The organism is Paenibacillus sp. BAC0078 (genome assembly GCF_054483875.1).
Genome location: NZ_JBTLRW010000007.1, coordinates 175457 through 198464, shown reverse-complemented (window position 1 = coordinate 198464; position 23008 = coordinate 175457). Strand labels below are relative to the sequence as shown.

26 protein-coding genes are annotated in these 23008 nt (G+C 50.1%); 9 read left to right on the top strand and 17 right to left on the bottom strand.

The window, feature by feature from the left end:
* Positions 1-99: 99 nt before the first annotated feature.
* Positions 100-885: an SDR family NAD(P)-dependent oxidoreductase gene (locus ACX1DY_RS15375; protein ID WP_458965061.1), complete on the top strand. Its 786-nt coding sequence runs from the start codon at positions 100-102 to the stop codon at positions 883-885.
* A gap of 12 nt (positions 886-897) precedes the next feature.
* The gene (locus tag ACX1DY_RS15370) at positions 898-2031 is read left to right on the top strand and encodes an SMP-30/gluconolactonase/LRE family protein (protein WP_458965060.1); all 1134 of its coding nucleotides are present in this window, start codon (positions 898-900) and stop codon (positions 2029-2031) included.
* A 108-nt stretch (positions 2032-2139) separates the two neighbouring features.
* Here ACX1DY_RS15370 and ACX1DY_RS15365 read toward each other — a convergent pair whose 3' ends face one another.
* The 5 genes from ACX1DY_RS15365 to ACX1DY_RS15345 all read right to left on the bottom strand — a co-directional run bounded on the left by ACX1DY_RS15365 (position 2140) and on the right by ACX1DY_RS15345 (position 5790).
* Positions 2140-3108 (bottom strand): helix-turn-helix transcriptional regulator, encoded by a 969-nt coding sequence (locus ACX1DY_RS15365; RefSeq protein WP_458965059.1) that lies wholly within the window; start codon positions 3106-3108, stop codon positions 2140-2142.
* Positions 3109-3226: 118 nt separating this feature from the next.
* A complete protein-coding gene (locus tag ACX1DY_RS15360; protein WP_458965058.1) occupies positions 3227-3982 on the bottom strand; it encodes a sugar phosphate nucleotidyltransferase in 756 nt (251 codons plus the stop codon).
* A gap of 105 nt (positions 3983-4087) precedes the next feature.
* Complete coding sequence (locus ACX1DY_RS15355) at positions 4088-4465, bottom strand: RidA family protein (RefSeq protein ID WP_458965057.1); 378 nt, start codon at positions 4463-4465, stop codon at positions 4088-4090.
* Positions 4466-4561: 96 nt separating this feature from the next.
* Positions 4562-4915, bottom strand: coding sequence for a helix-turn-helix domain-containing protein (locus ACX1DY_RS15350; RefSeq protein WP_458965056.1), 354 nt, complete (start codon positions 4913-4915; stop codon positions 4562-4564).
* Positions 4916-4941: 26 nt separating this feature from the next.
* Complete coding sequence (locus ACX1DY_RS15345) at positions 4942-5790, bottom strand: DNA-binding protein (protein ID WP_458965055.1); 849 nt, start codon at positions 5788-5790, stop codon at positions 4942-4944.
* A gap of 186 nt (positions 5791-5976) precedes the next feature.
* Here ACX1DY_RS15345 and ACX1DY_RS15340 point away from each other — a divergent pair, with 186 nt between their 5' ends.
* The 3 genes from ACX1DY_RS15340 (at position 5977) to ACX1DY_RS15330 (ending at position 7165) form a co-directional block, all read left to right on the top strand.
* On the top strand, positions 5977-6336 hold the full coding sequence (locus tag ACX1DY_RS15340) for a helix-turn-helix domain-containing protein (RefSeq protein WP_458965054.1): 360 nt from the start codon (positions 5977-5979) through the stop codon (positions 6334-6336).
* Positions 6337-6438: 102 nt separating this feature from the next.
* A complete protein-coding gene (locus ACX1DY_RS15335; protein WP_458965053.1) occupies positions 6439-6786 on the top strand; it encodes a helix-turn-helix domain-containing protein in 348 nt (115 codons plus the stop codon).
* A gap of 19 nt (positions 6787-6805) precedes the next feature.
* Positions 6806-7165 carry a helix-turn-helix domain-containing protein gene (locus ACX1DY_RS15330; RefSeq protein ID WP_458965052.1) on the top strand — a complete coding sequence of 120 codons (360 nt, stop codon included), beginning with the start codon at positions 6806-6808 and terminating at the stop codon, positions 7163-7165.
* 105 nt (positions 7166-7270) lie between these two features.
* Here ACX1DY_RS15330 and ACX1DY_RS15325 read toward each other — a convergent pair whose 3' ends face one another.
* The 9 genes from ACX1DY_RS15325 to ACX1DY_RS15285 all read right to left on the bottom strand — a co-directional run bounded on the left by ACX1DY_RS15325 (position 7271) and on the right by ACX1DY_RS15285 (position 15761).
* Positions 7271-8683, bottom strand: coding sequence for an alanine/glycine:cation symporter family protein (locus tag ACX1DY_RS15325; RefSeq protein ID WP_458965051.1), 1413 nt, complete (start codon positions 8681-8683; stop codon positions 7271-7273).
* A gap of 324 nt (positions 8684-9007) precedes the next feature.
* Positions 9008-9760 (bottom strand): alpha/beta hydrolase family protein, encoded by a 753-nt coding sequence (locus ACX1DY_RS15320; protein WP_458965050.1) that lies wholly within the window; start codon positions 9758-9760, stop codon positions 9008-9010.
* Positions 9761-9988: 228 nt separating this feature from the next.
* Entirely contained in the window at positions 9989-10699 is a 711-nt protein-coding gene (locus ACX1DY_RS15315; RefSeq protein ID WP_458965049.1) for a DUF421 domain-containing protein, read from the bottom strand.
* An 88-nt stretch (positions 10700-10787) separates the two neighbouring features.
* The gene (locus ACX1DY_RS15310; protein ID WP_458965048.1) at positions 10788-11471 is read right to left on the bottom strand and encodes a hypothetical protein; all 684 of its coding nucleotides are present in this window, start codon (positions 11469-11471) and stop codon (positions 10788-10790) included.
* A gap of 93 nt (positions 11472-11564) precedes the next feature.
* Positions 11565-11732 carry a hypothetical protein gene (locus tag ACX1DY_RS15305; RefSeq protein ID WP_458965047.1) on the bottom strand — a complete coding sequence of 56 codons (168 nt, stop codon included), beginning with the start codon at positions 11730-11732 and terminating at the stop codon, positions 11565-11567.
* Between the two features lie 13 nt (positions 11733-11745).
* Positions 11746-12393, bottom strand: a complete 648-nt coding sequence (locus ACX1DY_RS15300; RefSeq protein ID WP_458965046.1) for a hypothetical protein — start codon at positions 12391-12393, stop codon at positions 11746-11748.
* 227 nt (positions 12394-12620) lie between these two features.
* Positions 12621-13994, bottom strand: coding sequence for a sensor histidine kinase (locus tag ACX1DY_RS15295; protein WP_458965045.1), 1374 nt, complete (start codon positions 13992-13994; stop codon positions 12621-12623).
* A 10-nt stretch (positions 13995-14004) separates the two neighbouring features.
* Positions 14005-14682 (bottom strand): response regulator transcription factor, encoded by a 678-nt coding sequence (locus ACX1DY_RS15290; RefSeq protein WP_458965044.1) that lies wholly within the window; start codon positions 14680-14682, stop codon positions 14005-14007.
* A gap of 26 nt (positions 14683-14708) precedes the next feature.
* Positions 14709-15761 carry a DUF4097 family beta strand repeat-containing protein gene (locus ACX1DY_RS15285; protein ID WP_458965043.1) on the bottom strand — a complete coding sequence of 351 codons (1053 nt, stop codon included), beginning with the start codon at positions 15759-15761 and terminating at the stop codon, positions 14709-14711.
* A 180-nt stretch (positions 15762-15941) separates the two neighbouring features.
* Here ACX1DY_RS15285 and ACX1DY_RS15280 point away from each other — a divergent pair, with 180 nt between their 5' ends.
* Genes ACX1DY_RS15280 through ACX1DY_RS15270 form a run of 3 tightly spaced genes read left to right on the top strand, consistent with a single transcriptional unit; the run spans position 15942 to position 18587 of the window.
* Positions 15942-16316 (top strand): BlaI/MecI/CopY family transcriptional regulator, encoded by a 375-nt coding sequence (locus ACX1DY_RS15280; protein ID WP_458965042.1) that lies wholly within the window; start codon positions 15942-15944, stop codon positions 16314-16316.
* 20 nt (positions 16317-16336) lie between these two features.
* Complete coding sequence (locus ACX1DY_RS15275; RefSeq protein WP_458965041.1) at positions 16337-17968, top strand: M56 family metallopeptidase; 1632 nt, start codon at positions 16337-16339, stop codon at positions 17966-17968.
* 40 nt (positions 17969-18008) lie between these two features.
* Positions 18009-18587: a class I SAM-dependent methyltransferase gene (locus ACX1DY_RS15270; RefSeq protein ID WP_458965040.1), complete on the top strand. Its 579-nt coding sequence runs from the start codon at positions 18009-18011 to the stop codon at positions 18585-18587.
* Positions 18588-18786: 199 nt separating this feature from the next.
* On the opposite strand, the gene ACX1DY_RS15265 is transcribed toward ACX1DY_RS15270, so the two are convergent.
* Both ACX1DY_RS15265 and ACX1DY_RS15260 read right to left on the bottom strand, forming a co-directional pair.
* Positions 18787-19296 (bottom strand): SRPBCC domain-containing protein, encoded by a 510-nt coding sequence (locus ACX1DY_RS15265; RefSeq protein WP_458965039.1) that lies wholly within the window; start codon positions 19294-19296, stop codon positions 18787-18789.
* A 19-nt stretch (positions 19297-19315) separates the two neighbouring features.
* On the bottom strand, positions 19316-19645 hold the full coding sequence (locus ACX1DY_RS15260) for an ArsR/SmtB family transcription factor (protein ID WP_458965038.1): 330 nt from the start codon (positions 19643-19645) through the stop codon (positions 19316-19318).
* A 204-nt stretch (positions 19646-19849) separates the two neighbouring features.
* Here ACX1DY_RS15260 and ACX1DY_RS15255 point away from each other — a divergent pair, with 204 nt between their 5' ends.
* The gene (locus ACX1DY_RS15255) at positions 19850-21238 is read left to right on the top strand and encodes a DUF2252 domain-containing protein (protein ID WP_458965037.1); all 1389 of its coding nucleotides are present in this window, start codon (positions 19850-19852) and stop codon (positions 21236-21238) included.
* Here the strand turns inward: ACX1DY_RS15255 and ACX1DY_RS15250 are convergent.
* Positions 21200-22915 (bottom strand): Imm51 family immunity protein, encoded by a 1716-nt coding sequence (locus tag ACX1DY_RS15250; RefSeq protein ID WP_458965036.1) that lies wholly within the window; start codon positions 22913-22915, stop codon positions 21200-21202. The genes ACX1DY_RS15255 and ACX1DY_RS15250 overlap by 39 nt on opposite strands.
* Between the last annotated feature and the right edge of the window lie 93 nt (positions 22916-23008).

Sequence of the window (23008 nt, the reverse complement as noted above, 5' to 3'; positions counted from 1 at the left end):
GTTACCGAATTATGTGCATATGTGGATTTGGCGTTATTTTTTTGACGATTCGGTAACATTGTTTCCATAACAAAACACTGTGTCAAAGGAGCGGGAATCATGAATATTAAAGGGAAATGGTCGCTGATCACCGGAGCATCTTCGGGCATTGGCGAACAATTTGCAAGACAACTGGCAAAGGAGGGCAGCCATTTGGTGCTTGTAGCCAGATCCAAACGCAGACTTGATGCACTCGCCGCAGAATTAACCCGCAGCTATGGAATTCAAGCCCAGGTTATTCCCCTGGATCTCTCAGTCGAAGGTGCTGCCGGAGAATTATTCGAGAAGTGCCAGCAGCTTGGCCTCAAGATCGAGCTGCTCGTCAACAATGCGGGGTTTGCCACTCACGGTCTGTTCGAGCAGGTCTCTGGCGAGCGCCAGCACGAAGAAGTGATGCTAAATGTCGCCGCTGTAGTGGATATGACTCATTTGTTCCTGCCGGGGATGCTCCAAAGAGGCGCTGGCGCTGTGATCAATGTTTCGTCTACTGCAGGCTTTCAGCCGCTGCCCTATATGGCCGTCTACGGGGCGACCAAAGCTTTTGTCTTGTCCTTTACCGATGCCCTTTGGTGGGAGAACCGTGACCGTGGCGTACAGTTTTTTGCTCTCTGCCCAGGCTCGACGGATACCAATTTCTTCAATGTCGTTGGCACGGATGACGCCTCTGTCGGTGCGAAGGACACGCCGGAGCGTGTAGTGGCAGTCACACTGCGCGCTATGAAAAAAGGGAAGCAGTACGTTGTTCCAGGATTCCAGAATTATCTGGGCGCCCAGATTTCCCGTTTCATGACCCGCAGACAAAGCCTGCGGCTGGTTGGGGGCATGCTTCGTCCCCGCAAACAATAAGGAGGATTAATAATGTCTACAGAACCAAAGCAACGCAAACGTTCAATACGTCAACAAGTCGGCAGATGGAGCTTGGCCCTGCTCGGGGTAATTGTGCTGGGAATCGCTGTATTTCTGCTGATACCTGCTCCGGTAGATCCTGCTGTATGGTCTGCGCCTGCCGCCCCTTCCTTTGAGAAAGACGGTCCCTGGAAAGAAAACAGCAAACTCAGCTCGGCAGAGCTGGTTACAGACCGCGCAAAGTACCCGGAATTTATCACTTTTGATGCAGAAGGACGGCTATATACAGGTGACTCCGACGGCAAAATTTACAGAGTAGCCTTTGACACGGCAGGCAAGGCGCAGCCGGCTGAAGTGTTTGCCGATACCCACGGAACACCTAACGGACTGAAATTTGACGCGGCCGGAAATTTGATTGTGGCGGATATTCAGAAAGGGCTGCTGTCAATTGACCCGGAGGGAAATGTTGAAGTACTGGCCAATCAAGTGGAGGGAGGACCGATCTACTTGGCGAACGAGCTGGACATTGCGCAGGACGGTTCAATCTATTTCTCCGATACTTCAAACTATGGCAAGGTTATGTTCAAAGAAATTGCCGAGAACAAGCCGCATGGACGATTGCTGAAATATGATCCGCAGACCAAGCAGACCACCGTTCTGCTGGAGGATCTTTATTTTGCCAATGGGGTAGCGTTGTCTTCCGATGAAGATTTCGTACTTGTCGCTGAATCGTATCATTATCAGTTGACCCGATACTGGCTGAAGGGGGCCAAACAAGGCACCTCGGATATTTTTGCAGAGAATATTGCTGGATTCCCGGACAACATCACACGTGATGCGCAGGGACATTTCTGGGTAGGGGTATTCACAACGCGTTTGCCTTTTGCCGATTACATGCACAGTCATCCCTGGTTAGCAGCTACAATGTCCAAAGTTCCACAATCCTTGTTAAATGGAGCAAGTGCGCCGGTGAAACATGGACTTGTCGCGGAATATGGACCCGAAGGGGAGCTTGTGAATAGCTGGCATGACCCTGAAGGAACGTTGTATGGTGTCACCACTGCCGTAAGCCAAGGGGGATATTTATATCTCGGAACCGCACCGGGCGGAAGCCAGGGGGTTCATCGGGTGCCTTTGAATCCGTAAGGGTGGTTCCGCCGACACTTAAGGCATACAAAGGAGGTGTCTCAAAAGCCGTGAATGGCTGCTGGGGCACCTCCCTTTTTCTGGCATCCGCTAGGTGCTTTGTATTGATTATGGCTTCCGTACTGGCCTGATATACTTCAGGAACCGCTCCGGATCGTGATAAACGTAAATGATTCTCCCAGGGGAAGTATCAAAGCAGTAACCAGTGCCTGCAAAATCAAAGGTTGCCATTACCTCTTCCATCTTTTCCTCCACACTACGATTTTCCTGCTCATAATTGAATGACCCATGTTCAAAAACAATATACTCGGCTTCGGGAACATCAATCATAAGCATTTGTGGTGGTACTTCGCCTGTATAATCAAAAGGAAGACGTACACCAAAACACTCTGTACGTAGAATACCCCAATCGCAGAGTCTGCCATCCGGGTCATTAATGTAAGCCATAATCTGACCGCCGCCGCTGTTAGATTCGCTACCGCCATCGTCATCCAATTTGCCCTTGATGCTATCGAGTAAGCCGCAGATGGTTTCGCAGTCCTGTCCCGGAATAAGGCTTTGCTTCTGCCAAAAATCCCAATACCCGTTACTCTCATAGTTTTTAATGTGTAAAAATTTGTGTGCGGGAATAGTTACAAAATAAATTTTAGCATCATCTGTAGATTTGATCATACCCATCTCTCCAAATCCGAAAAAGTAGCGGTCGAAAGAGTTTATCTTTGTACGAAGGGCGACAGGCGTAGGCTTTTTTCGGTATTCACTTGGAGTTACACCATATGTTCCCTTGAAAGCCCTGGTAAAAGCTTCATGTGAGGAAAAACCATAATCAAAAGCAATATCCAAAATGCTTTTTTCACTATCCCGCACCTCTTTTAGTGCAAAGGCTAATTTTCTTTGCCGCAGATAGTCCCTAAATGGCAAACCCGATATTTCCTTGAATTTTCTCGTAGTATGAAATTCGGAATAACCTAACTTGCGGGAAAGAAATCGTAGTGTTATTGCTTCACCGTTGCGATTTTTAATACACCCGTCAATTTCATTCACGATGATTTGGATTTGCTTGTGCCACTCGTACATTCGTCTGTTCACCTCGTTTCAACTACCCTACCGTCATTATAGAGTTATGGAAATTGCATTTCTTGATTTTACTTGCGGAAAAAAGCAGCCCATCTCTGTTGGATGAACTGCTTCTATATTAACCTTTGTCCTCCGGCCCGCTCCCCAGCCTAACCCGCATTTGCGCATAAGCTTCAGGAGTACCTACATCTTCAATAGTTCCCTCCGTATAGTAGGCCCGGAGCTCCTGGCGGGTGTGCAGCCACGCAGGAAAATAACTCGGCGCATCCGGGTTGCCCCCTTCGGCAAGATAACGCGCGAACAGCGGCAAAGTTGACCGTCTATAGATATAGAGTGCGAATACGCCAATGTTCGTTCGGGGCGCCTGAGGCTTTTCTTCCAAGGATAGGACCCGCATCTCTGCATCAAGTTCAGCCACGCCAACACTGCGAAGCTCCCCGATGTCGTCCACCGTTCGGACCAGAATACAGTCTTTGTCCACCTTATGAAAAAAATTCAAATACCCCTCAAGGCCAAATCCGAGCACATTATCGCCCGCCAGCACCAGCAGATCATCCTGCAATTGTTCCCGCCCGATAACAAGCTGAATATCCCCAATCGCGCCTAACCGCCCATCCGGGGAGGAAGTGCCGTCATTCAGAATACGGATCGGCTTCGTCCCCCTGTACTGGTGATGCCACTGCTCAAAAGCATGAAAAAAACGGTCATTCGTCACAATGAGAATCTCCGTAATTTCCTCCAGCACCTCCAGGCGGTCAATCAGCAGATCCAGAATTGTACGGCTCCCTTGAACCGGCAGCAGCGGCTTCGGCGTATCTCTCGTTAACGGATAGAGACGGGTCGCATACCCCGCAGCCAAGATTAATGCAATCATGCCTGTTCGCTCCTCTGCCTGCAAAATATTCCCCTCTACTATATACCACCGGAGACGGCCAGCCAAGCTTTCCGCTGCTGCAATCCTCTTCCTTCTACTGTTGCTCTATTCGTCGCTGCGCGGACGGTACGCGATACCATCCATCTGAACCTTCAGCCCATCCGGCCCGCCGACATGCGCGAACTCAGTGGAAATGGTTTTCCGCGCCGGGTACCCGCCCTGAAATCTACGCTTGAACACTGCCTCCATCACCGGAATATCCCATACATCCCGCAGCAAAATATCCAGCTTCACCACATCCGCAAGCATCAGCCCCACCTGCCGCAACCGGTCACTCATATGATCCAGCGCACCTTCCACCTGCTCCTCCACCGTCCCCCCCACATTGCCCACACAGAAGCTGAGGAAAACAAAATCCCCCGCCTCCACAAATCCGGAATACGAATACTCCTCGTTTACATCATGTCTGATGATCTCGCTCATACCTGTCTTCCTCTCCTTGTCGGTTAAGATAAGTTCATTATAGGAGGGGAAATCGGACAACTGTGTGTCATGGTTTGGGTGAGTTCGCATATTAAACTATGAAGAAGAATTGCCCTTTAAAATTTCTCTCAACACATTTTTAGCTAACTGCACCTTATCACCGTTCGAATCACGAAGCATCTCTACAACTTCTTGAATGTTATTTTCTTGTTCAGTGAACTCTATTTCCTCATCTACATAAGCAAAAAGCTGAATCAAATTAACGCCCAAAGCCTCAGCTATTTTAGACAAATTCAGTAACGATACATTCTTCTCACCACGTTCGATTTGCCCTATATATGAAAAATGAAATCCACCCTTCTCCCCAAGCGCTTCCTGTGAAAATCCCTTTTCCTTCCGAAGAATGCGTATCCTCGCTCCCACAAGCTTGAGTATTTCTTTGTCTTTCACGGCGTCCACCTCTCTATATGGTTTCATTAGACCCCCACATACAGCAGTTCAAGGTGCTCCAAAGCCACCTGCCCCAAGCACTCCGTCATCGCCTCATGATATCGCCGGGCCTGCTCTGTCGTAACCCCTTCACACAGTAATTCGAACAATGCCAGACAGCGCTTGAAATTCCCGTCATGTCCTGTCTGGTGGGCCAGCATTAAAGAGTGTATTGTCCAGTCCAGCGCCTCCGGCAGCCTGCCTGCCCGCTTATGATATAACGCCAAGTGATAACAATAGCTGAAATAATGTGAGATATTGCCTGCATCCTCATAGTCTCCAAATCCGGCACTCTGTTCAGCGAACGTATGCAGCAGATCGTCCACATCAAGCCCGTACTGCACCGCAGCCTGTAAAATAGTCCCTAGCCCCGGCAGCAGTTCCTCGGGATTATCCCGCAAAAACCCTGCATACCCCTCCAGCAGTTCCGTCTTACCGGACAGAATCTCCACTATATACAGGTTAGCACGAGCCAGATATCTGAACTCCTCGGCAATCTCCTCCACTTCCTCCCCCAAGTCCTCAATCCAGCCAAGCTCGGCATAACGGTATATGGATTCTCTGGCCTCATCATACTTCCCCAGCTTCTGGCACACGATGCCCCGCATCAGGTGACTGAACCCGAAATAATAGACCAACGGACGCTCCATATCCAGAATCGGCATTGGAAGCTTCTTGGCCTTGTGATACTGCCGCTCCTCATAAATGCACTGCGCATAGCTGTACAGAATCCCCGCCGTATTCAGCATCTTGTCCCAATCCTCGAAGCGATAAGCCATTTCCAGCATTTCAACAATAATATCCGGCTTGAGTGATTTCAGAATGGAAGGGCGCACGGGTGAGCCTCCTTCGTTTGGTAGGATATAGTTCCGATTTATTGGTAACGTGTATTTTATTGAACTAAAAGGAAATAATGGAACTTGCAATCATTATCTATAAATAATATTTAAAAGTCAAATACAATTTATAGTGTGTTAATAAGGCGTGTTTACTCAGTTAAGCTTGTCATGAGGTGAGCCAAGATGCCAGATGAATCCAAGTCAGAGCTTGTAAAAAGAATCGGAGAACGTATTCGGAAATTGCGTAAAGAAATGAAGCTGTCTCAAGAGCAGCTTGCAGAACGGTCAGGTTTACATACGAATTATGTGGGACAAGTCGAACGTGGAGAAAAGAACCTAACACTTGAGACTTTGGAGAAAGTGGTTGAAGGTTTAGACATATCGTTAGAGGAGTTATTCAGATACATTGGGCCAATGGAGAAACAAGACACTCTTGGACAAATTGTAGAGCTGCTTGTTGAACGTCCCTCAGAGGATCAGAAGATGGCGCTTAGTATCCTAAAGTCGGTTATGGAGTGGGAAGAACAGAAGCGTAACCTTTGAATGTACTGCAAAGACTATAATTCCCCGTTTAATATCGAAATTGGCTTATCCTCGCCGCTAGTAATGCCAATGCCCTCTTAACCTTTGGAAAAGGTGATTACCATGACAAACTTACGGAATACAGTCGGAGACAGAATTCGGGCTATTAGAAAAGCAAAGGGATTAACACAACAACAGTTAGCTGAACTATCCACCTTGGATGATGCATACATAGGGGCAGTAGAACGTGGAGAACGGAATTTTTCTATTGATACATTGGAGAAAATAGTAATCGCACTAAAAATTCAACCAACAGAATTATTTCAAAATCTTGATGATTTGAGTGAGGTTGAAGCTGCACATAGAAAAGCAATTGATGAATATGCGGTTACTGTGAGTGATTTGAGTATTAAACAGATTGATACTTTGAAGAAGATTGTTAGAGAGGTTAAGGGAGTTTTCGAGGATTAGGCATACACGAGGTGATCCCATGAATTTACCAGAAAGTGTAGGAAGGCGTATACGTGAGTTAAGAAAAGCAAAAGGATGGACCCAAGAGCAACTGGCCGAAGCAGCATCGCTTCATTACAGTTACATAGGTAGCGTAGAACGAGGCGACCGTAATATTTCTTTGGAAACTCTGGAGAAAATAATTAGTGCCTTTCAGGTTCCGACTGTTGAAATTTTTCGTTTTGAGGATGAAACCGACCACCGCAAAGCATTAGATGAGCATATGACTTTGATCAGTGATAGGAGTACTGAGGAAATAGCAGCAATCACTAAAATCAATCGGGAAGTGATTGCCACTCTGGATATGTCTGGAGACAGAATTGCCGTCAATATCCTTTAGCCGTTCTCCCTTTATTTCCAAACGATAATAAAAGAAACGGGCAGCTCCCTCAATAACAGAAACGGCAAAAAGGCTCCGTTACCGGAGCCCTTGTACGTAACAATACTAATTTCCCAAACCTGAAGCGTTCTCCCAGCATTCAATGTGATCCAGACCCTTAATGCTATCTTTCACAAAGACCGGGTCTTTCCCTGCCCGCTTCTGCCGCTTGTAATCCTGAAGGGCTGCAAAGGCTACCTTGGATAAGAGAAGGATGGCAATCAAATTCACTACCACCATGAGTCCCATAAATAAGTCCGCCAAATCCCATACCAATTGAACCTTGGCTACAGAACCGAATAAAATCATGGCCAAAACACTGTATCTGTACAAGGTTAGTACTGACTTCTTTGAATTTAAGAATTCTATATTCGTTTCTCCGTAATAATAATTTCCAATTAACGTGCTGAAGGCGAACAAGAATACCATGATGGCCAGAGTGCCGGATGCCCAGGAACCGATATGCTCACTTAATGCCGCCTGCGTAAGCTTGATGCCATCGAGCCCTGGCTGCTTATACGCATCAGATAACAAAATAATGAAGGCCGTGCTCGAACAAATAAGCAGTGTATCCGTAAGTACGCCGAGCGCTTGCATAAGCCCTTGTTTTACGGGATGACTTGTGGTTGCCGTTGCTGCAGCATTCGGCGCACTCCCCATTCCCGCTTCGTTCGAGAATAAGCCACGCTTCACACCTTGCACAATCACAGCCCCCAGAGATCCGCCCGCGATTTGTTCGAATCCGAATGCACCCTTCACAATAAGCGCCAGAACCTCTGGCATCTTTGTAATGTTAATCAGCACAATGGATAAAGCCACGCCGATGTAAACCACAGCCATGATGACCACGATATATTCCGATAATTTGGCAATCCGTTTGATACCGCCGAAGATAATCCCTGCAAAAGCAACCGCCATGAGAAGGCCAACAATGAAACGATTGGTGCCGAATGAATTTTCAAAAGCAACGGTAATTGTGTTGGACTGGACCGCGTTAAAGACGAGGCCGAAAGACAATGTAATCAGCACCGCAAATAATGCTCCCATCCAGCGCTTCTTCAAGCCTTGTTCCATATAATAAGCAGGACCCCCACGAAATCCCGTCTTATCTTTCACCTTATACACCTGTGCCAGAGTACTCTCAATAAAGCTGGATGCGGAACCAATAATCGCAATAATCCACATCCAGAAGACCGCACCTGGCCCGCCTAAAGCAATTGCAATCGCAATTCCTGTTATATTGCCCGTCCCTACTCTCGCTGCCATGCTGATACAGAAGGCCTGGAACGAGGAGATGCTGTCTTTAGACTTTACATTGGACTCTTTTAGCACAACAAGCATTTCCTTCAACATGCCGAGTTGTACAAATTTCGAACGAATGGTGAAATAAAGACCACAAACAATAAGAAGAACGATCAGAAGCTTCGACCAAAGAAAATCGTTTGTCAGACCAATGAAACTCTCTAATATCTGTTGCATGTAAACCCGCCCCTCATGCTATTATGCCGATACCTAAGCTGCCTACCCTTTTCTAGCATTGCATTTTCAAATATAACAGCCATTATTTCAAAAGCCAACAAAAAAGATTTACCTTATAGCGCCAAAAATCATGAGCCGCCACTGGGGAGTTTGGACGGCAATTCTTGGTCCCGAATTTTATTACGCATTATATTAGGTTATCCGTCGAGAGCGGGATTTCCATTGCCCGATCATGTTTCTAAATTCATATGATTGCAAAAAGGGGCTGTACCAAACTCCACAGAATGGATGTTTGATACAGCCCGATAACTAATGCGGCTTTCCTTATAAGTATCTGTGCAGCCACGCAACAACGGCATCGAACATTTCCGGTGGCACGATATGCCCGGTTCCTTCATATTCAATGTACTGGTAATCTTCTTTGTCTGGCGCGACCCTGCGGATTTTGGTGTCCAGATCCCTCGCACCCTGGATGGGAATCACCTCGTCCTCCACACCGTTCTGGACCAGCAGGGCCATAGGGAGCAGACGCTCCACATGAAGCAGTGCATCCGCCTCGCGAAGCCGCAGGTTGAACTCGCTATCGCCCTGCAATTCTTCGCTGGATAGAAGCACATCCCAGGTTGGGGAGGCGATCATAGGGGCCAGAACTTTAATCCGATCATCCTGAAGCGCTAGCATGAAGCTGGTGAAGCCGCCCATGGAGACCCCTGTAATGCCGGTCCGCTGTGTATCCACTCTGGGATCGCCCTGCAAATCGTCAATAATCGCCCGGATATCCTCGACATTGCCGCATACCATGTCTAAGCAGGTTTTTTTGAAGGCATCCGGTCCCCCAAATAAGGCTTCAAAATCTGCTGGCTTCCGCTCCCCATGCAGCCGCGCATCAATCAATACCGTGAAAAATCCTTCCTCCGCCAGCCGGACCCCGTAAGCGATATCGCCCATCTTCGATCCGGTATAGCCGTGCATAAAGAACACCAGCGGAGCCTGGACCAGTCCTGGCTGATACAGCATGACAGCAGGGACACCCTTGTCGGTTACATGATCATGCTCAATAATTACCGTCTTCTTCATCTCATTTCCTCCTTGTTAGCAGAACCGTTATCCTCACAAGATACAGCGCACTGTTGGTAGAAATTTCATCATAGTTCATAACTCTCCTATTGTCGATGAAAGTCTCCCAGACCAGAGTGATAGCTTACAGTAGACGTGACAAAATAAACCCGGAAAAGCCTATGCTTTCCCGGGTCTTCGTGCATTCTCCAGCTTCGCAATCCGCAGATTGCCACCGCCCTCTCACTGCTACTCCCGATCCACCGGCTGCTGTATCCCGTCCTCATAGAAATCGAACACGAGCTGCTGGTGCGTGCCTTTTACCGCATAGAACACATCTGCCAGCATCTTGCCCTTATGCTTCTTCCGCAGCTCATTCTCCAGCCACTCCCTTGTCAGTCCGTGCGGCTTCAGATTGTCCTCCACCAGCTTGCCATCCATAATCAGCTCCACAGGGAAAGCCTGCGCATGCAGAAGAAGCCCCACATCCTGCTTGGTTATGGGCTGGTAGGCTTCCTTCCTTAGAACGGAGACCCGCCCGTTATCTTCAAGCACAGCATATTCGACCTCTTCGATATTAAAAATCTCCCTCTCCCTCAGCGCCTGGTCCAGTGAATCCAGCGTATAGTGAATCTTCCGCATGTTGGCTTCCATGATTTTACCTTCTTCGATCAGGATAGTGGGGGAGCCGGAGATCCAGCTACGCATTTTACGGCTTTTGAGCGCAATGAAGGAGAGCAGGAATGAGGTGGCCGTGATTACAACAATGGACAGGACAAGATAAGACGATCTCAGACTGATATTGAATGCCAGATTCGCCGCCAGGGAGCCCATCGTAATACTGGTTACAAAATCATTGGATGTCATGTTCGACAGGGTCTGCTTGCCCAGTATTCTGGGGATGAGCAGCAGCAGTCCCACTGATAGAATCGTCCGAATCAGAATTTCTACATAGTTCATGTTCAAGCCTCCTCCCCTCATTATTTCCAAACGCCTGCAAAAGAAACTGCGGGTCCCCTTGGAATTCGCGAGGAGGAGCGTTTATGAATTATGGTATAGCTTCCATTACATGCTTGCTGAAATCAGGTTTGAACTTTTGTTCAAACACAGCCTCATTGCCAGCGCCACCACCTTGTTGAACCAACAACAGACCGTTCTCAACCTTTAATTCGGTTTTCGGCAAAAAATAGGACTGGTCAGAAGTACCTTCCCGGGTAAGGAACTGTAATGGAAAAGCCCCTTCTTTCGATACATCGATCAGATAAAAAGATATCCCATGACAATCCTTATAATTCGGCGCTATCACGAAGACATCATGCTCAGGAAACGCCAGTTTTTTCAATTGAATGGTCTCATTTCGAGGCTGAATAAAGCTGGTCAATGAGGATAACGTCAGCTCAGTAACTTTGTTAGCCGTATCTGTGAACTGTACCTTATACGTACCGCTAATCTTGTAATCTTCTGCGGTACCAAAGCAGCTTGGAGCACCTAATTTTTCAACCTTCTCCGGGCCAGTAGACTGGATTTCCAATTTCCCGTACTGGGATTCCCCGGCTGCTCTTACTTGTGGAGTAGTTGCTGGAGATGGAGAAGGACTGGAAGAGGCTACTGCCATTGCCGCAGTATGCGGGGCAGCGCTAACGTTATTTTGTTGCTGCTCAGATTTGGTGCATGCCGTGGCAAAAACAAGCAAAGACACTCCTAAAACAGATAGAAAAATACGTTTTAACATAAAATTTCACCCTAGCCAAATATATCATTTTTTCCATTTACTATGCAATTAGAGAAAAAAAGAAGCGGGAGGTTGTCCCACTTCTTTTAACAGTTATAGCTTTTCAATAACTTCTGCCTGGGAAACATTTCGAATTAATTGACCTGCACCTTCTACAATGAGGTCGAAGCTTCTGGCTTTACGCAGCAGCTCCACATATTGATCCTTGGGTATCGTTACCTGCAGGTCTTTGTTCTCTTTTTCACATCCACAATCAGCCATACATGTCATCCCCTTAAAATGAAATATTGGTAAATTTATAGAGGTTAGGGTCACTGCTTTGGATATAGTTGTATACATTTAGACAAGTGTTATTGGTGCCGTTGATCGTAATATACAAGCCACTGTATCCTGCGGTTGCCCATATTCTTTTGGTTGAAGATGAATTTTCAGCATAGGTTTTGTCGGAAGGGCAATATGAAGCACTGGTCGTGTTATCCACATCGTAGCCTGCTGAAAGGGCATTGCATGCTTTGGTAAGTCCGGCCGATGTAGCAATGCCGCCATGTGAATAAGCCGATTGAACACAAGGATAACCCGCTATAAGCAGATGGGCATAAGCCGTAACCCCTTCTATCAGATCGTCAAATTTATATCGTTTTCCAGGGATTGATACCCCCGGAATGATAGAGCCTTTATAACCACAGGTAAAATCCATATTGCCGGGGTTATTTCGCGCAGCAAATTCACTCAGACTCCAGCCCATTTCAAACCCCCATTGCCCGAGTATGATGCTGATAGGCAAAGCTCCGTAATAGGGACTCAAGTAGGATTGATAGGAGACCCATTTCGCAAGATCCAGAACTGCAAAGTTGTGTGTAAATGAATCGGTGTAGGGTACTGTTCCAGTGACAAAGGTGTTGATATTCGATGCACAAGGCATTCTAAGTTCCTCCTAATATAGTATTCTTCCGGAAGGTAATAACATTTATATGCCACTCTATCTTTTTTGCTATCAAAATTATAGATTCGGGCTGGAAGATAATTAGAATTCCTATACAACAAAAAGAGGCTATCCCAGCCAACGTAATGGCTTGTGGGACAACCCCCCGATGATCTTATGCTCTTGTCTATTGAACCTAAGCTGCACATGCTCCGCGAGGGTCTCAGCTATCCCCCAATGAACCGCAGCGTCACTGTCGTACCTTGCCCCGGCGTGCTGTCGATGGTGATTGAGCCTCCATGCCGCTCCATGATGGCTTTGGCAATGGCGAGCCCCAGGCCGGAGCCGCCCTGGGTCCGGCTCCGTGAGGCATCCGCGCGGTAGAAGCGGTCGAAGATATGCGGAAGCTGCTCGGGAGATATCCCGATTCCTGTATCGGCTACGGTTAAGACAACCTGCCCATCCGCTGCCAGGTGCCTGACTGTTACCGTTCCGCCTTCGGGCGTGTACTTCAGCGCATTCTCGACAATATTGCGCAGCACCTGATAGCTCGCACCTCCGGGCATGCAGATCAGCAGCGCCTGTCCATCCGGCAGCCCGTCATAATCAAGCTGCACGCCGGGACTTACATGCACCGTCTGAGGCAGCAGCTCGCGCAGAGTCTCCCGAAGGTCGCAGCGCTCCTCTCCACCGTCCATAAGCGGCGCTTCCGCTTCGGCGAGAAGCAGGAGCTGGGCAATCAGCTCCTTCATTCTCCGGGTCTCATCCATCATGAAGGCGAGCGACTCGTCCAGCACCTCCGGCGATTGCTTGCCCCAGCGCTGAATCATATGCGTATGGCCCTCGATGATGGCGAGCGGGGTCTTCAGCTCATGCGAGGCGTCCGCGATGAAGCGGCGCTGCTGGTCAAAAGAGCCCTCCAGCCTATGCAGCAGCCCATTGAAGGTCTCCCCGAGCTGGTGCAGCTCATCCTCGGCAGCGGGCACATGCAGCCGCCGGGACAAGCTGTTCGTCCCGATGCTCCGCACCTCGCCGATCATGCTGCGAATCGGCTTCAGCGCCGATCGGGCGACGATTCCCCCGGCTATGACGGCCATGCCTGCGGCCAGGAGCAGGCCTAGTAAAAGCAGTCTGCCGACCTCCCGCTCTGCCGTCGCACTCCGTGAATGTCCGCTGTCCGTAAGCCGGAGGCGGACGGTACCATATACGAGCAGTGAGAGCTCCCTCTCCGCCTTGTAGCTCGCGGCGGCATCCTCTGCTCCGCCTGTTCCCGCCTCTGCTAGCACCCGTCCGCTTGAATCGAGTATCTGCAGCAGTTGCCCCTCATCCAAGTCTGAAGCGAATGACGACAAATCCGGCTTCAGTACCGCTGCTGCTCCACTTCCTCTACCAAGGCCCGGCTTAAGCAGGGAAGGCAGGAACTCCACCTCGCCGATCTGAAGCTCGAACTGCTTCAGCTTGGCATCCAGCAGCTCGGCCTCCTGGTTCTCTGTCCAGTGCTTGAAGGTAATGTAGACAAATCCGCTGACAAAACCCGCGATAAGAAGAGCTGCCAGCGCAATAGATGCACTGACTTTGCGCGAGAACGTCCATGCCTTCATTCGCTCACCTTCAGTCTCTTAGAATATAGCCGCTGCCACGGACGGTATGGATCAGCTTGTCTTCGAACCCTTCATCTACCTTCATGCGCACGTACCGGATGTAGACATCCACGACATTCGTTTCACCCTCATAAGAGTAACCCCATACGAGATTCAGCAGCGCTTCACGGTTCATCAGCCGGTTCTTATGTGCAAGCAGACAATGCAGCAGCTCGAACTCGCGCTGTGAGCATTCGATCTCTATTCCCGCACGGGTGACGCGGTGCGCGGCCACGTCGAGCATCAGATCCTTGGCATGCAGCACTTCTTCCCCGGCTTCCGCCACATGGAGCCTGCGCTGCAAGGAACGCATGCGCGCAAGAAGCTCCTCAATCGCGAACGGCTTTGGCACATAATCATCCGCTCCGGTATCCAGCCCCCGTACCCTGTCGCTGACCGTATCCCGGGCCGTCAGCATAATAATCGGCGTCATCTTGACCGCGCGTACACGCTTGCAGACTTCAATCCCGTTAATCCCCGGCAGGTTCAAATCCAGCAGAATCAGGTCAAAATGCTCCTTCAGCGCTTTATCCGCCCCCGTAAAGCCATCGCCCGCGACTGTGATGTCATAGCCTTCATAGGAGAGCTCCAGCTCCAGTAGGCGGATCATGGCGATTTCATCCTCGATGATCAAGACACGTTCCTTCAATCTCTTTGTCCACCTCTTTGTACTAATCAGTTCATCTTCAATAGCGACAGCTCCGCCATAGACTGCACATCAATCCGGTACGTGCCCTTACCGATCTTCCCGGTTGCCTTGTGATTCTTCACGGTCAACGGGAAATCCGTCTCGATCTCACCGAAGGAAGATTTCGCATCCACCTGCACGTCTGCGCTGCCGGGCCAGGCCAGCTCCACATCGCCGAACGTCGTGGACACCTTCCAATTGCCGCCGACCTTTTTGCTGGCTATGTCGACACTTCCGCTTACAGCAGCAGCTTCTATAGTGGAGAGCGCATTCCGGGCAGTCAGATCGCCATTCGTTATCTTCATCTCCAGGGGTCCCGTGATCTGATTAGCCTCTACATTTCCATTGGTCAGTGAGATCGTCACGCTTGCTTCAGCATCGGACACATCCACGTTGCCATTTACCAAATGCAGGGAGATGTCATTCTCGATGCCGGAGGCTTCGATGTTACCGTTCACCGTAGATAATTTGATTTTACCTGTGTTAGAAAGTTTTGACAAAGTAAGATTGCCGTTCTCCTCCTTTACCTCAAGAGCAGCCTTTAGCTTCTGCGGCAGGGTAACCGTCAAATTAATGCTGGGATAATGCAGATTTCCATAAGGCTCACTATAGGTCTTGATCTCCAGCTTCGCGCCTTTGCTCACTCGCATACCTGTCTTGTCTGCCGCCCGCTTCGCTTCCTCCTTGGAAGCCTGATCTACATCCACGGTCATATGGATTTCAATGTCCTTGACATTGCCCTCCTGGATATCAATCGTTCCATTGGTATTCGCGATAGAGACACTTTGTGTGCTGGACGGCACATTGACGCGGGTGGTGCCTTTGTCAAAAGAATACCCTCCTAGCGAAGTCCTCGTCACTGCCTGTGAAGATACCGTAACCGCAGCGGCGGTGGGAAGCGGCTTAGAAGCCGGTACTGGGGCTGAAAATTCGAAGACTGACTCAACCACTTGCCGTGATTCGGCCGCCCCATTTCCTATATAAAATACTACCGTGGCTACAGTAGCCCCTGTCAGCAGTAATTTCCATGTGTTTTTCATATTCCGTTCTCCTCCATTCATTGTAATTACCTTTAGAGTAAGGCATGAAGGATGAGAAAGACTTTGCAGGCAGATTAGAATTTGATGAGAGGATCTCCAGGGCAGTTGACAAGGATGGATTACAAGTGTAATATCTGATTTGTGATTACAAGTGTAATCAACTAAGCGAGGAGGGTTAGTATGAGCAATGTTCCCCGGATATCCGATGCGGAATGGGAGGTGATGAAGATTTTATGGACCCACAGCCCACGTACGGCAAATGAGGTCATTGAGGCTTTGGAGCAGACCACGGATTGGAAACCGAAGACCATAAGAACGCTGATCACGCGGCTGGTGCAGAAGCAGGCGATTTCCTATTCACAAGAAAACCGGGTGTATTCCTATTTTCCGCTCGTTACTGAAGACGAGTGTGTGAAGTCGGAAACCGATTCCTTCCTCAAAAGAATCTATGGCGGTGCCTTCAAGCCGCTGCTGGTCAACTTTCTGAAGGAAGAGCAGCTGTCCGCAGAAGATATTAAAGAGCTGAAAAATATCCTCGACGGCAAAAACAAATAATATTCAAGGGAAGGATGTATGTGAACCGAATCAGCGAAGCGCTCTTGGCTCTCTTCCATCAGGTGTGGACAACGTCCGCTATGGCCGTTGTACTGGTGCTCTTGATTGCCGTGCTGCTGGGTATGCTTAAGCATCATTTGAAGCCGCGCTGGCATTACCTGATGTGGCTGCTCGTCATTGCGCGGCTTATCCTGCCCTGGGGACCGGAGAGCGAATTCAGTATTTATAATTGGATCGGCAACTCTGCGCCTGCCGCTGTGCAGACAGGACCGGCTGCATTGCAGCCAACGGCTGCCGTGCACGAGACGATCACTCAATTCATCTACCCGTATTTATGTATTGTATGGCTGGCCGGAGCAGGCTTGCTGGGTGCCTATTCCCTTGCAGTTAATCTGGGGTTCGCCCGCAAGACCAGGAAGGAGATTACTAAGGTCACGGATGCACGGCTGCTGCGGATTTTTAACGAATGCAAGCAAATGATGGCTACTGAAAAATCAATCACCCTTGTGGAATCCCCAAGCGCAGCCACTCCATCCCTGTATGGATTCCTGCGCCCGCAGCTCATCCTGCCCCAGGGAATCGCCAAAGCGCTGAATGACACTGAGCTGCGCCATGTTTTCCTCCATGAATGGGCCCATAGGAGACGAAATGATATCTGGGTCAACGGGTGCATGCACCTGTTATTGATTGTGCATTGGTTCAATCCGTTCCTCTGGTATGCAGCCAGCCGGATGCGGGAGGAACAGGAGATCGCAAGCGATGCGCTTGCACTTAACTGCCTTGCGCCTGATCAGCGCCTGGGCTACGGACATACTCTGATTAAGCTGCTGGAGAACCTCTCCCAGCCCCTTCAGCTTGCGGGAAATGTAAATCTCGCCGGCAACAAAAAACAATTGCAGAGGAGAATTCAAATGATCGCTCGCTTCAAATCGAACTCTTACCGCTGGTCGGCCCTTGGAATCGCAACGCTGATCTTTATAAGCGGGTGCGCCCTGACGAATCCCAAGGAAAGTGAGTCTGCTTCACAAGCTCCCGATTATGCGCTGTCGGATAAGCAGTCTGCCACTGCCCCGCCCGCACAATCCAGCCCAAGTGCAACGGCCGCTCCAACAAGTAAAGCTGGCACGACCGGTGACGTTACTGGAAACGTACCAGGTAATACTTCTAGTGATGCTTCTGCAAAAGCCTCCGGCGGCAAACAACCCCAGGCAGCTTCAGCACCAGCGGCTTCTGAGGAGGCCGTTCTGGCTCCCGCTCCCATAGCGCGAGGCGAAGGCACTAAAGCAGCGGCTCAGGCTAAAGCGGATCAGAAGCCTATGGTTGTACCGTCGAATCCAAAGGAACGCTCCCGTACAGCTGCTACAACAGAGCCGAGTGCCGTTGCAGGCACGAGAAGCTCAAGCACCGCTGTCTCTCTTGAAGCTGAGCCGAGAGCAGTCGCAAGCACGAGAAGCTCAAGCACTTCGGTTCCCGCTGAAGCAGAACCGAGAGCGGCCACAGGTGCGAGAAGCTCAAGCACCTCTACCTCCCTTGAAGCTGAGCCGAGAGCCGCCACAGGCACGAAAAGCTCAAGCGCCTCGGCCCCCGCTGAAGCCGCGACAAAAGCCGCAGCACCGGTGCTACGCCCAAGCGCTGCAGCCAAATCGCATTAATTCAAGTTCACTGGTATTATAGATAGAAAAGGAGGCAGGTATGCCCATCGTAGACATCATTCCGTGGCTCCTTGCGATTGGAGTCCTGCTGTCCGTACTATCTATTGTGCTGCAGAGCTGGCGCAACGGGATATCTCCCATGCCCGCTTCCGGGGCGGTAAGACAAGCCGTAGCCGAAGAAGTGCGGCGAATTCCGGGGTATGCTAATATCGTGGAGGCCGGTTCTGGCTGGGGTACGCTGGGTCTGGAGGTTATTCGCCGTTGTCCCGGCAAGCGGCTGACCGGCATTGAGAATTCAAGTATTCCTCTATGGGCTTCCCGGCTGCTAGCCGGGATAGCTGTTCGTACGCTGCCTGCTTCCGGTAACAGAGAACCGCTTCATGGAAGACTAAGCTATATCCGGGGTGATATCTACCGCAGCTCCTATGCGCATGCCGATATTGTCCTCTGCTACTTGTTCCCCGGCGCAATGGCGCGGCTGGCAGACAAGTTCAGGCAGGAGCTGCCTCCCGGCGCGGTCGTGATCAGCGTGTGCTTCGCCCTGCCGGGCAAGCAGCCCGTCCGCACGGTAACCTGCGGGGATGCACTGCGGACCAAGGTGTACGTGTACACTTTTTAAAAATATAAGAATTTATATGTTTCACGCTATAAATTATCCTTCTATTTCTCGCTGAAACGGATACCGTCCTTTTAAGGACGGCGTAGCCGTTTCCACTTGTCAGCTCGCTAATAGGCTTATCGCAATCCCCGCCACAAAAATGTCCTTCAGGAGAATTCTCCCGAAGGACATTTGCGTACTACTTAAAGGTTTCTTAGATTTATTGAACCGATTGCAAATGCTCGGCGAGGCGGTCCCAGGTTTCGGTAATGCCTTGTTCCATACCCATATCCATGACTGTCTTGAGCGCTTCGTCGGAAGCATATTTCGACCGGCTGATAAGCTTTGTTTTACCGTCATATTCTTCGAAGAGCATCGCAACCAGCGTGGATGGCATGTCTGCATTTTCGTTGCCTTCGGCATCCGAGAAGTAATCGACGTAGACGATTTTCTCCCCCGTAACAATTTCCTGGTATACCGCTTTACCCCAGGATTCCATTCCGAAGAAATCCCCCTGCTGCTCGTCAATACATTTCATACAGTAATGCCAAATGCCGCCCGGACGGAAATCAACCGTGCAAACCGGAAGCGTCCAGCCGCGGGGCCCCCACCAATGCTTCAGATGCTCCGCCTCGGAGAAGGCTTTGAATACAAGCTCTCGCGGCGCGTCAAACACACGCTCCAGAATCAATTCCTGACCTTCCACCTTGGAAATCATTTTGTTCGACATTTCAAAATCCCTCCTGAAATCATTTTTTATTGTTTTTTTCGGATTGCAGTTTCTGTAAGTAATTCTCCAAGTTGTCGAAGCGTTCATTCCAAATCTTGCGATAGGCCGCGAGCCAGGCATCGAGTTCCTGCAGCGGCTCCATCCGCAGCCGATAGTTCCGGCGATTGGCTACAGCCTCCACCTCCACCAGCCCGGCCTCCAGCAGGACACGCAGATGCTTCGAGGCCTGGGGCTGCCGGACTCCGAGATGCTCAGCGATATCGCCTACAGTCATAGGACCGTCCTTCAGAAGCTCCACTATCCGCATACGGGTGGGTTCGGCCAGTGCGCTAAACGTCATTATTTCCATAACTCTGATTTTCCTTCAGTAAATAAGTTTTTACTTGTGGTACGAATATAATATACCCCATGAGGAATATTCCTGTCAAGGAATATTAAAAAAAACTCCAAACGCGCGAAGTCCCTGCAAGCAAATCTACTAAGACAAAATTGCGAAAAAAGTAGATTCAGTCTATGATTATTTCAATTATTTATAGCCAAAGGAGCGCCAATCATGATTGACAAGTCCATAACCGAAGGAGTCATTCGCACACGTACGAAGCTCCGCAAGGATCTACTGATTTCCATCTTTGATGAATTTGACGGCAGCATTATGGGACTGAATGCGGAGAAGAGAGCGGAGAAGTATTTGAAGATGTCGCAGAACGCTTTTTCCTTTTACCGGGGGAGCGCGTATTTGTTCTATTTCGATACGACCCGGCAATACTTTCCCTATCATACAGCAGAAGACCGGCCTACCTGGATTCAGGGAGACCTGCACTTTGAGAACTTCGGCGCGATCCGCAGCGAAGACGGAGATATCGTCTATGACGTCAATGATTTTGATGAGGGATATGTCGGCTCCTATCTGTACGACCTTCTGCGCATGGCAAGCAGTATCGCCCTTGTAGGCAGACAGTTCGGGTATGGCAGGGAAGAGCAGCTAAGCTTCATCGCAAGCTATGTTCATGCGTATTTCAAGCAGATCCGCCGTTTCGCCCAAGGCAAGGACAACCCTGAGACCTTCATTATGGATGAAGACTCGGCCAAAGGCCCCGTGAAGAAGCTCCTGCGCAAGCTGGAGAAACGCAGACGGGCTCATTTTCTGGAAAAGGTTACGGCTCAGATGCAGTCCGGCAGAGTGTTTCTGGAGAATTCCGAGCTGGCTGTCCCTGGAGCAGCGGAACAAGCACTTCTGGAGAAGGCCTGGCCCTCCTATATTGAGACCGTTACCGCCCGCAGCCTGAACGAGGAGCATTACCGGATGAAAGACATCGCCATTAAGCACGGGTCGGGAACCGCGTCTATCGGGCTGGACCGTTATTATATCCTCATTGAGGGTGAGCAGGAAAAATTGGATACCGACGACACTATACTCGAAGTAAAAGAGGTTCGTGTGCCGGTTCCGGCTTATTTCATGCCTTATTCCGAAGCCTTCTGGAATTCCTTCGAGCATCAGGGCAAGCGCGTAACAGCTACGCAACAGGCGATGCACCATAAGGCAGACCCTTATCTCGGCTATCTGGCCTTGGAGGAACGGCACTTTTATGTAAGAGAACGCTCCCCTTATAAAAAAAGACTGAAGCCAAAAGATATAAAAACTGCGGATGATATGATTAGGGTGCTTGAGGTGATGGGCTGCTTAACCGCAAAAATGCATGCCCGGGCCGATGCCGATGTGAACCAGGGCATTCCGACTTATCATAGTGAGCAGGAAATTGCCAAGGCTATGGGACCGGACCCGGATGCTTTTGCCTCTTACCTGTCGCATTGGGCTTACGCTTATGCTGATCAGGTGGAGAAAGACTATGTTATGTTCACGGAATGGTTCCAGGAACGATTCCCCGCGAGCGCTGTGGAGCCGTCAGTCCAGCTCGACACGGGAGAACAGGTCCTGAATTAGCGCCTCATTCTCGCAAGCCTTTTTGAACCCGGCGGCAAAGCTAAGGATAGCTTCCTTATTGCTGGAATATGCACAGAACATATCGGCTTCCGGGTCAAAATGGATCGAGTCCGCCAGCTCCGGCATTTGCTCCTGCAAGAACACCGCCGCCAGGGAAGCCCAGTCGTAGCCGCTGCCTTCGAAGCCTTCGTCTGCCCGCGTGTTGAACATCCAGGATTTGTACGAACCGGCATTTAGAATAACCGACATCCCGCCGTGTTCCTGCTCCACCAGGATGAACGGGGCTACACTTCCGGCCGCAGGCACGGCTATGCTGTTCAGCTTGTGCAGCAAGTCCTCTCTCGCCTCATCCGTGAAGGCAAGCGCACCACCGAGTTCGACAATCCTTGCCTCACGGACCTGCTCGTCCAGCCAATCCGAAATGAACGAAGGCGCGTAGCCGCCTGTTCCGAATTCACCGCCGAACGCGATCATTTTCGAATAAACCTCCAGGTAGTCTGCCCGGTTCGTGTCCGGGTTGGCTCTGGTATAGAGCCAGAACTGCACATCGTACATCAAGGTGGACCGCTCATCGGCATGGAGAGAAAAATGTCCTTTATCTTCTACAATCTCCGCGCAGACCGTACGGATTACGCCCTCTATATCGTCTACCTCCGTAACATTGCCGCACAGCTCCGCTAACAGGGGCGAAAAAGCTCCACTTGCAACCTTCCGTCGAGCCTCTTCCTTATCCGCTTCGGATGTATCGTAGACCTCCTCATTTACCAGTCCGCGCACAAAGCTCTCGAAGTCCTTTGCCAGAAAGGTAATCTCGTAATCCGCTTCCTGATCCACATGAATTACCGCCGGTTCGCCATCTCTACCGCAAGCCCGGTAATCGAGCATGATCACATCATGCCCGGCGGAAGGGCAATCCCCGAAGACCACACCGATATCGGGATAACCCCACTCTTCGATCATAAAGCGGCTGCCTAAGTCACCGCACAGTGAATAGCTCTTCTCCCGCCCGATGCCCATAATTCCTGTAATCGCCACATGGTCTTCTGCCCAGGAGGTCGCTTCCTCGGTAGGGAAGCAGGTGTTGTTGGGAACCCCGCCATTATGCTGCTTCATCATCCCTAAATAAAAGGCCGGCAGCTTATAGCCCAGCTCCTGCTCGACCGATGCAATCAGCTCGTCTGTAGGCGGATCGGACACATAGGAATTCAAGGCATAGTCGCTATCCTCCCAAAAGTCCGCGAACTCCTGCGGATCAAAACGGCCCCCGCCCGAAGGTCCGCCACCTGTCTGCGCTGCCGCAAAACGCCGCCGCTCCCGCTCCTCCCGCTGAGCCGCACTCCGGCTCCAGTCAAGCAGATCCAGGATGTCTTCATCGCCGGGTTCAAGCTCATTGGCCCGCTCGAATGCCCGTACCGCTTGCTCATATTGTTTCAGATAGTAGTAGGAATACCCTGCGCGGTAATGCCACACCGGGTCCTGCTTGCCAGGCCCGGCAATGCTCAGCAGTTGCTCCAGCGCCTCCTCGTACCGTTCCAGGTTGTTGAGCGCTCTGGCTAATAGGCCGACTAGCGTGTAATCTCTCTCCGGTTCAGGAATGTCCGTGATCGTCTTGACGATGCTGGAATGTTCATCTTCTTCATGCCACGCCGCGAGCTGATCTAGTAAATTTTCTTCCACAATGTATGTACCTCCTCTGCCGTTTTTATCTATTCCCCACTCCAAACAGGGGCTAAACATTCTTACATAAATGATCCTCACATTAGGTACAAT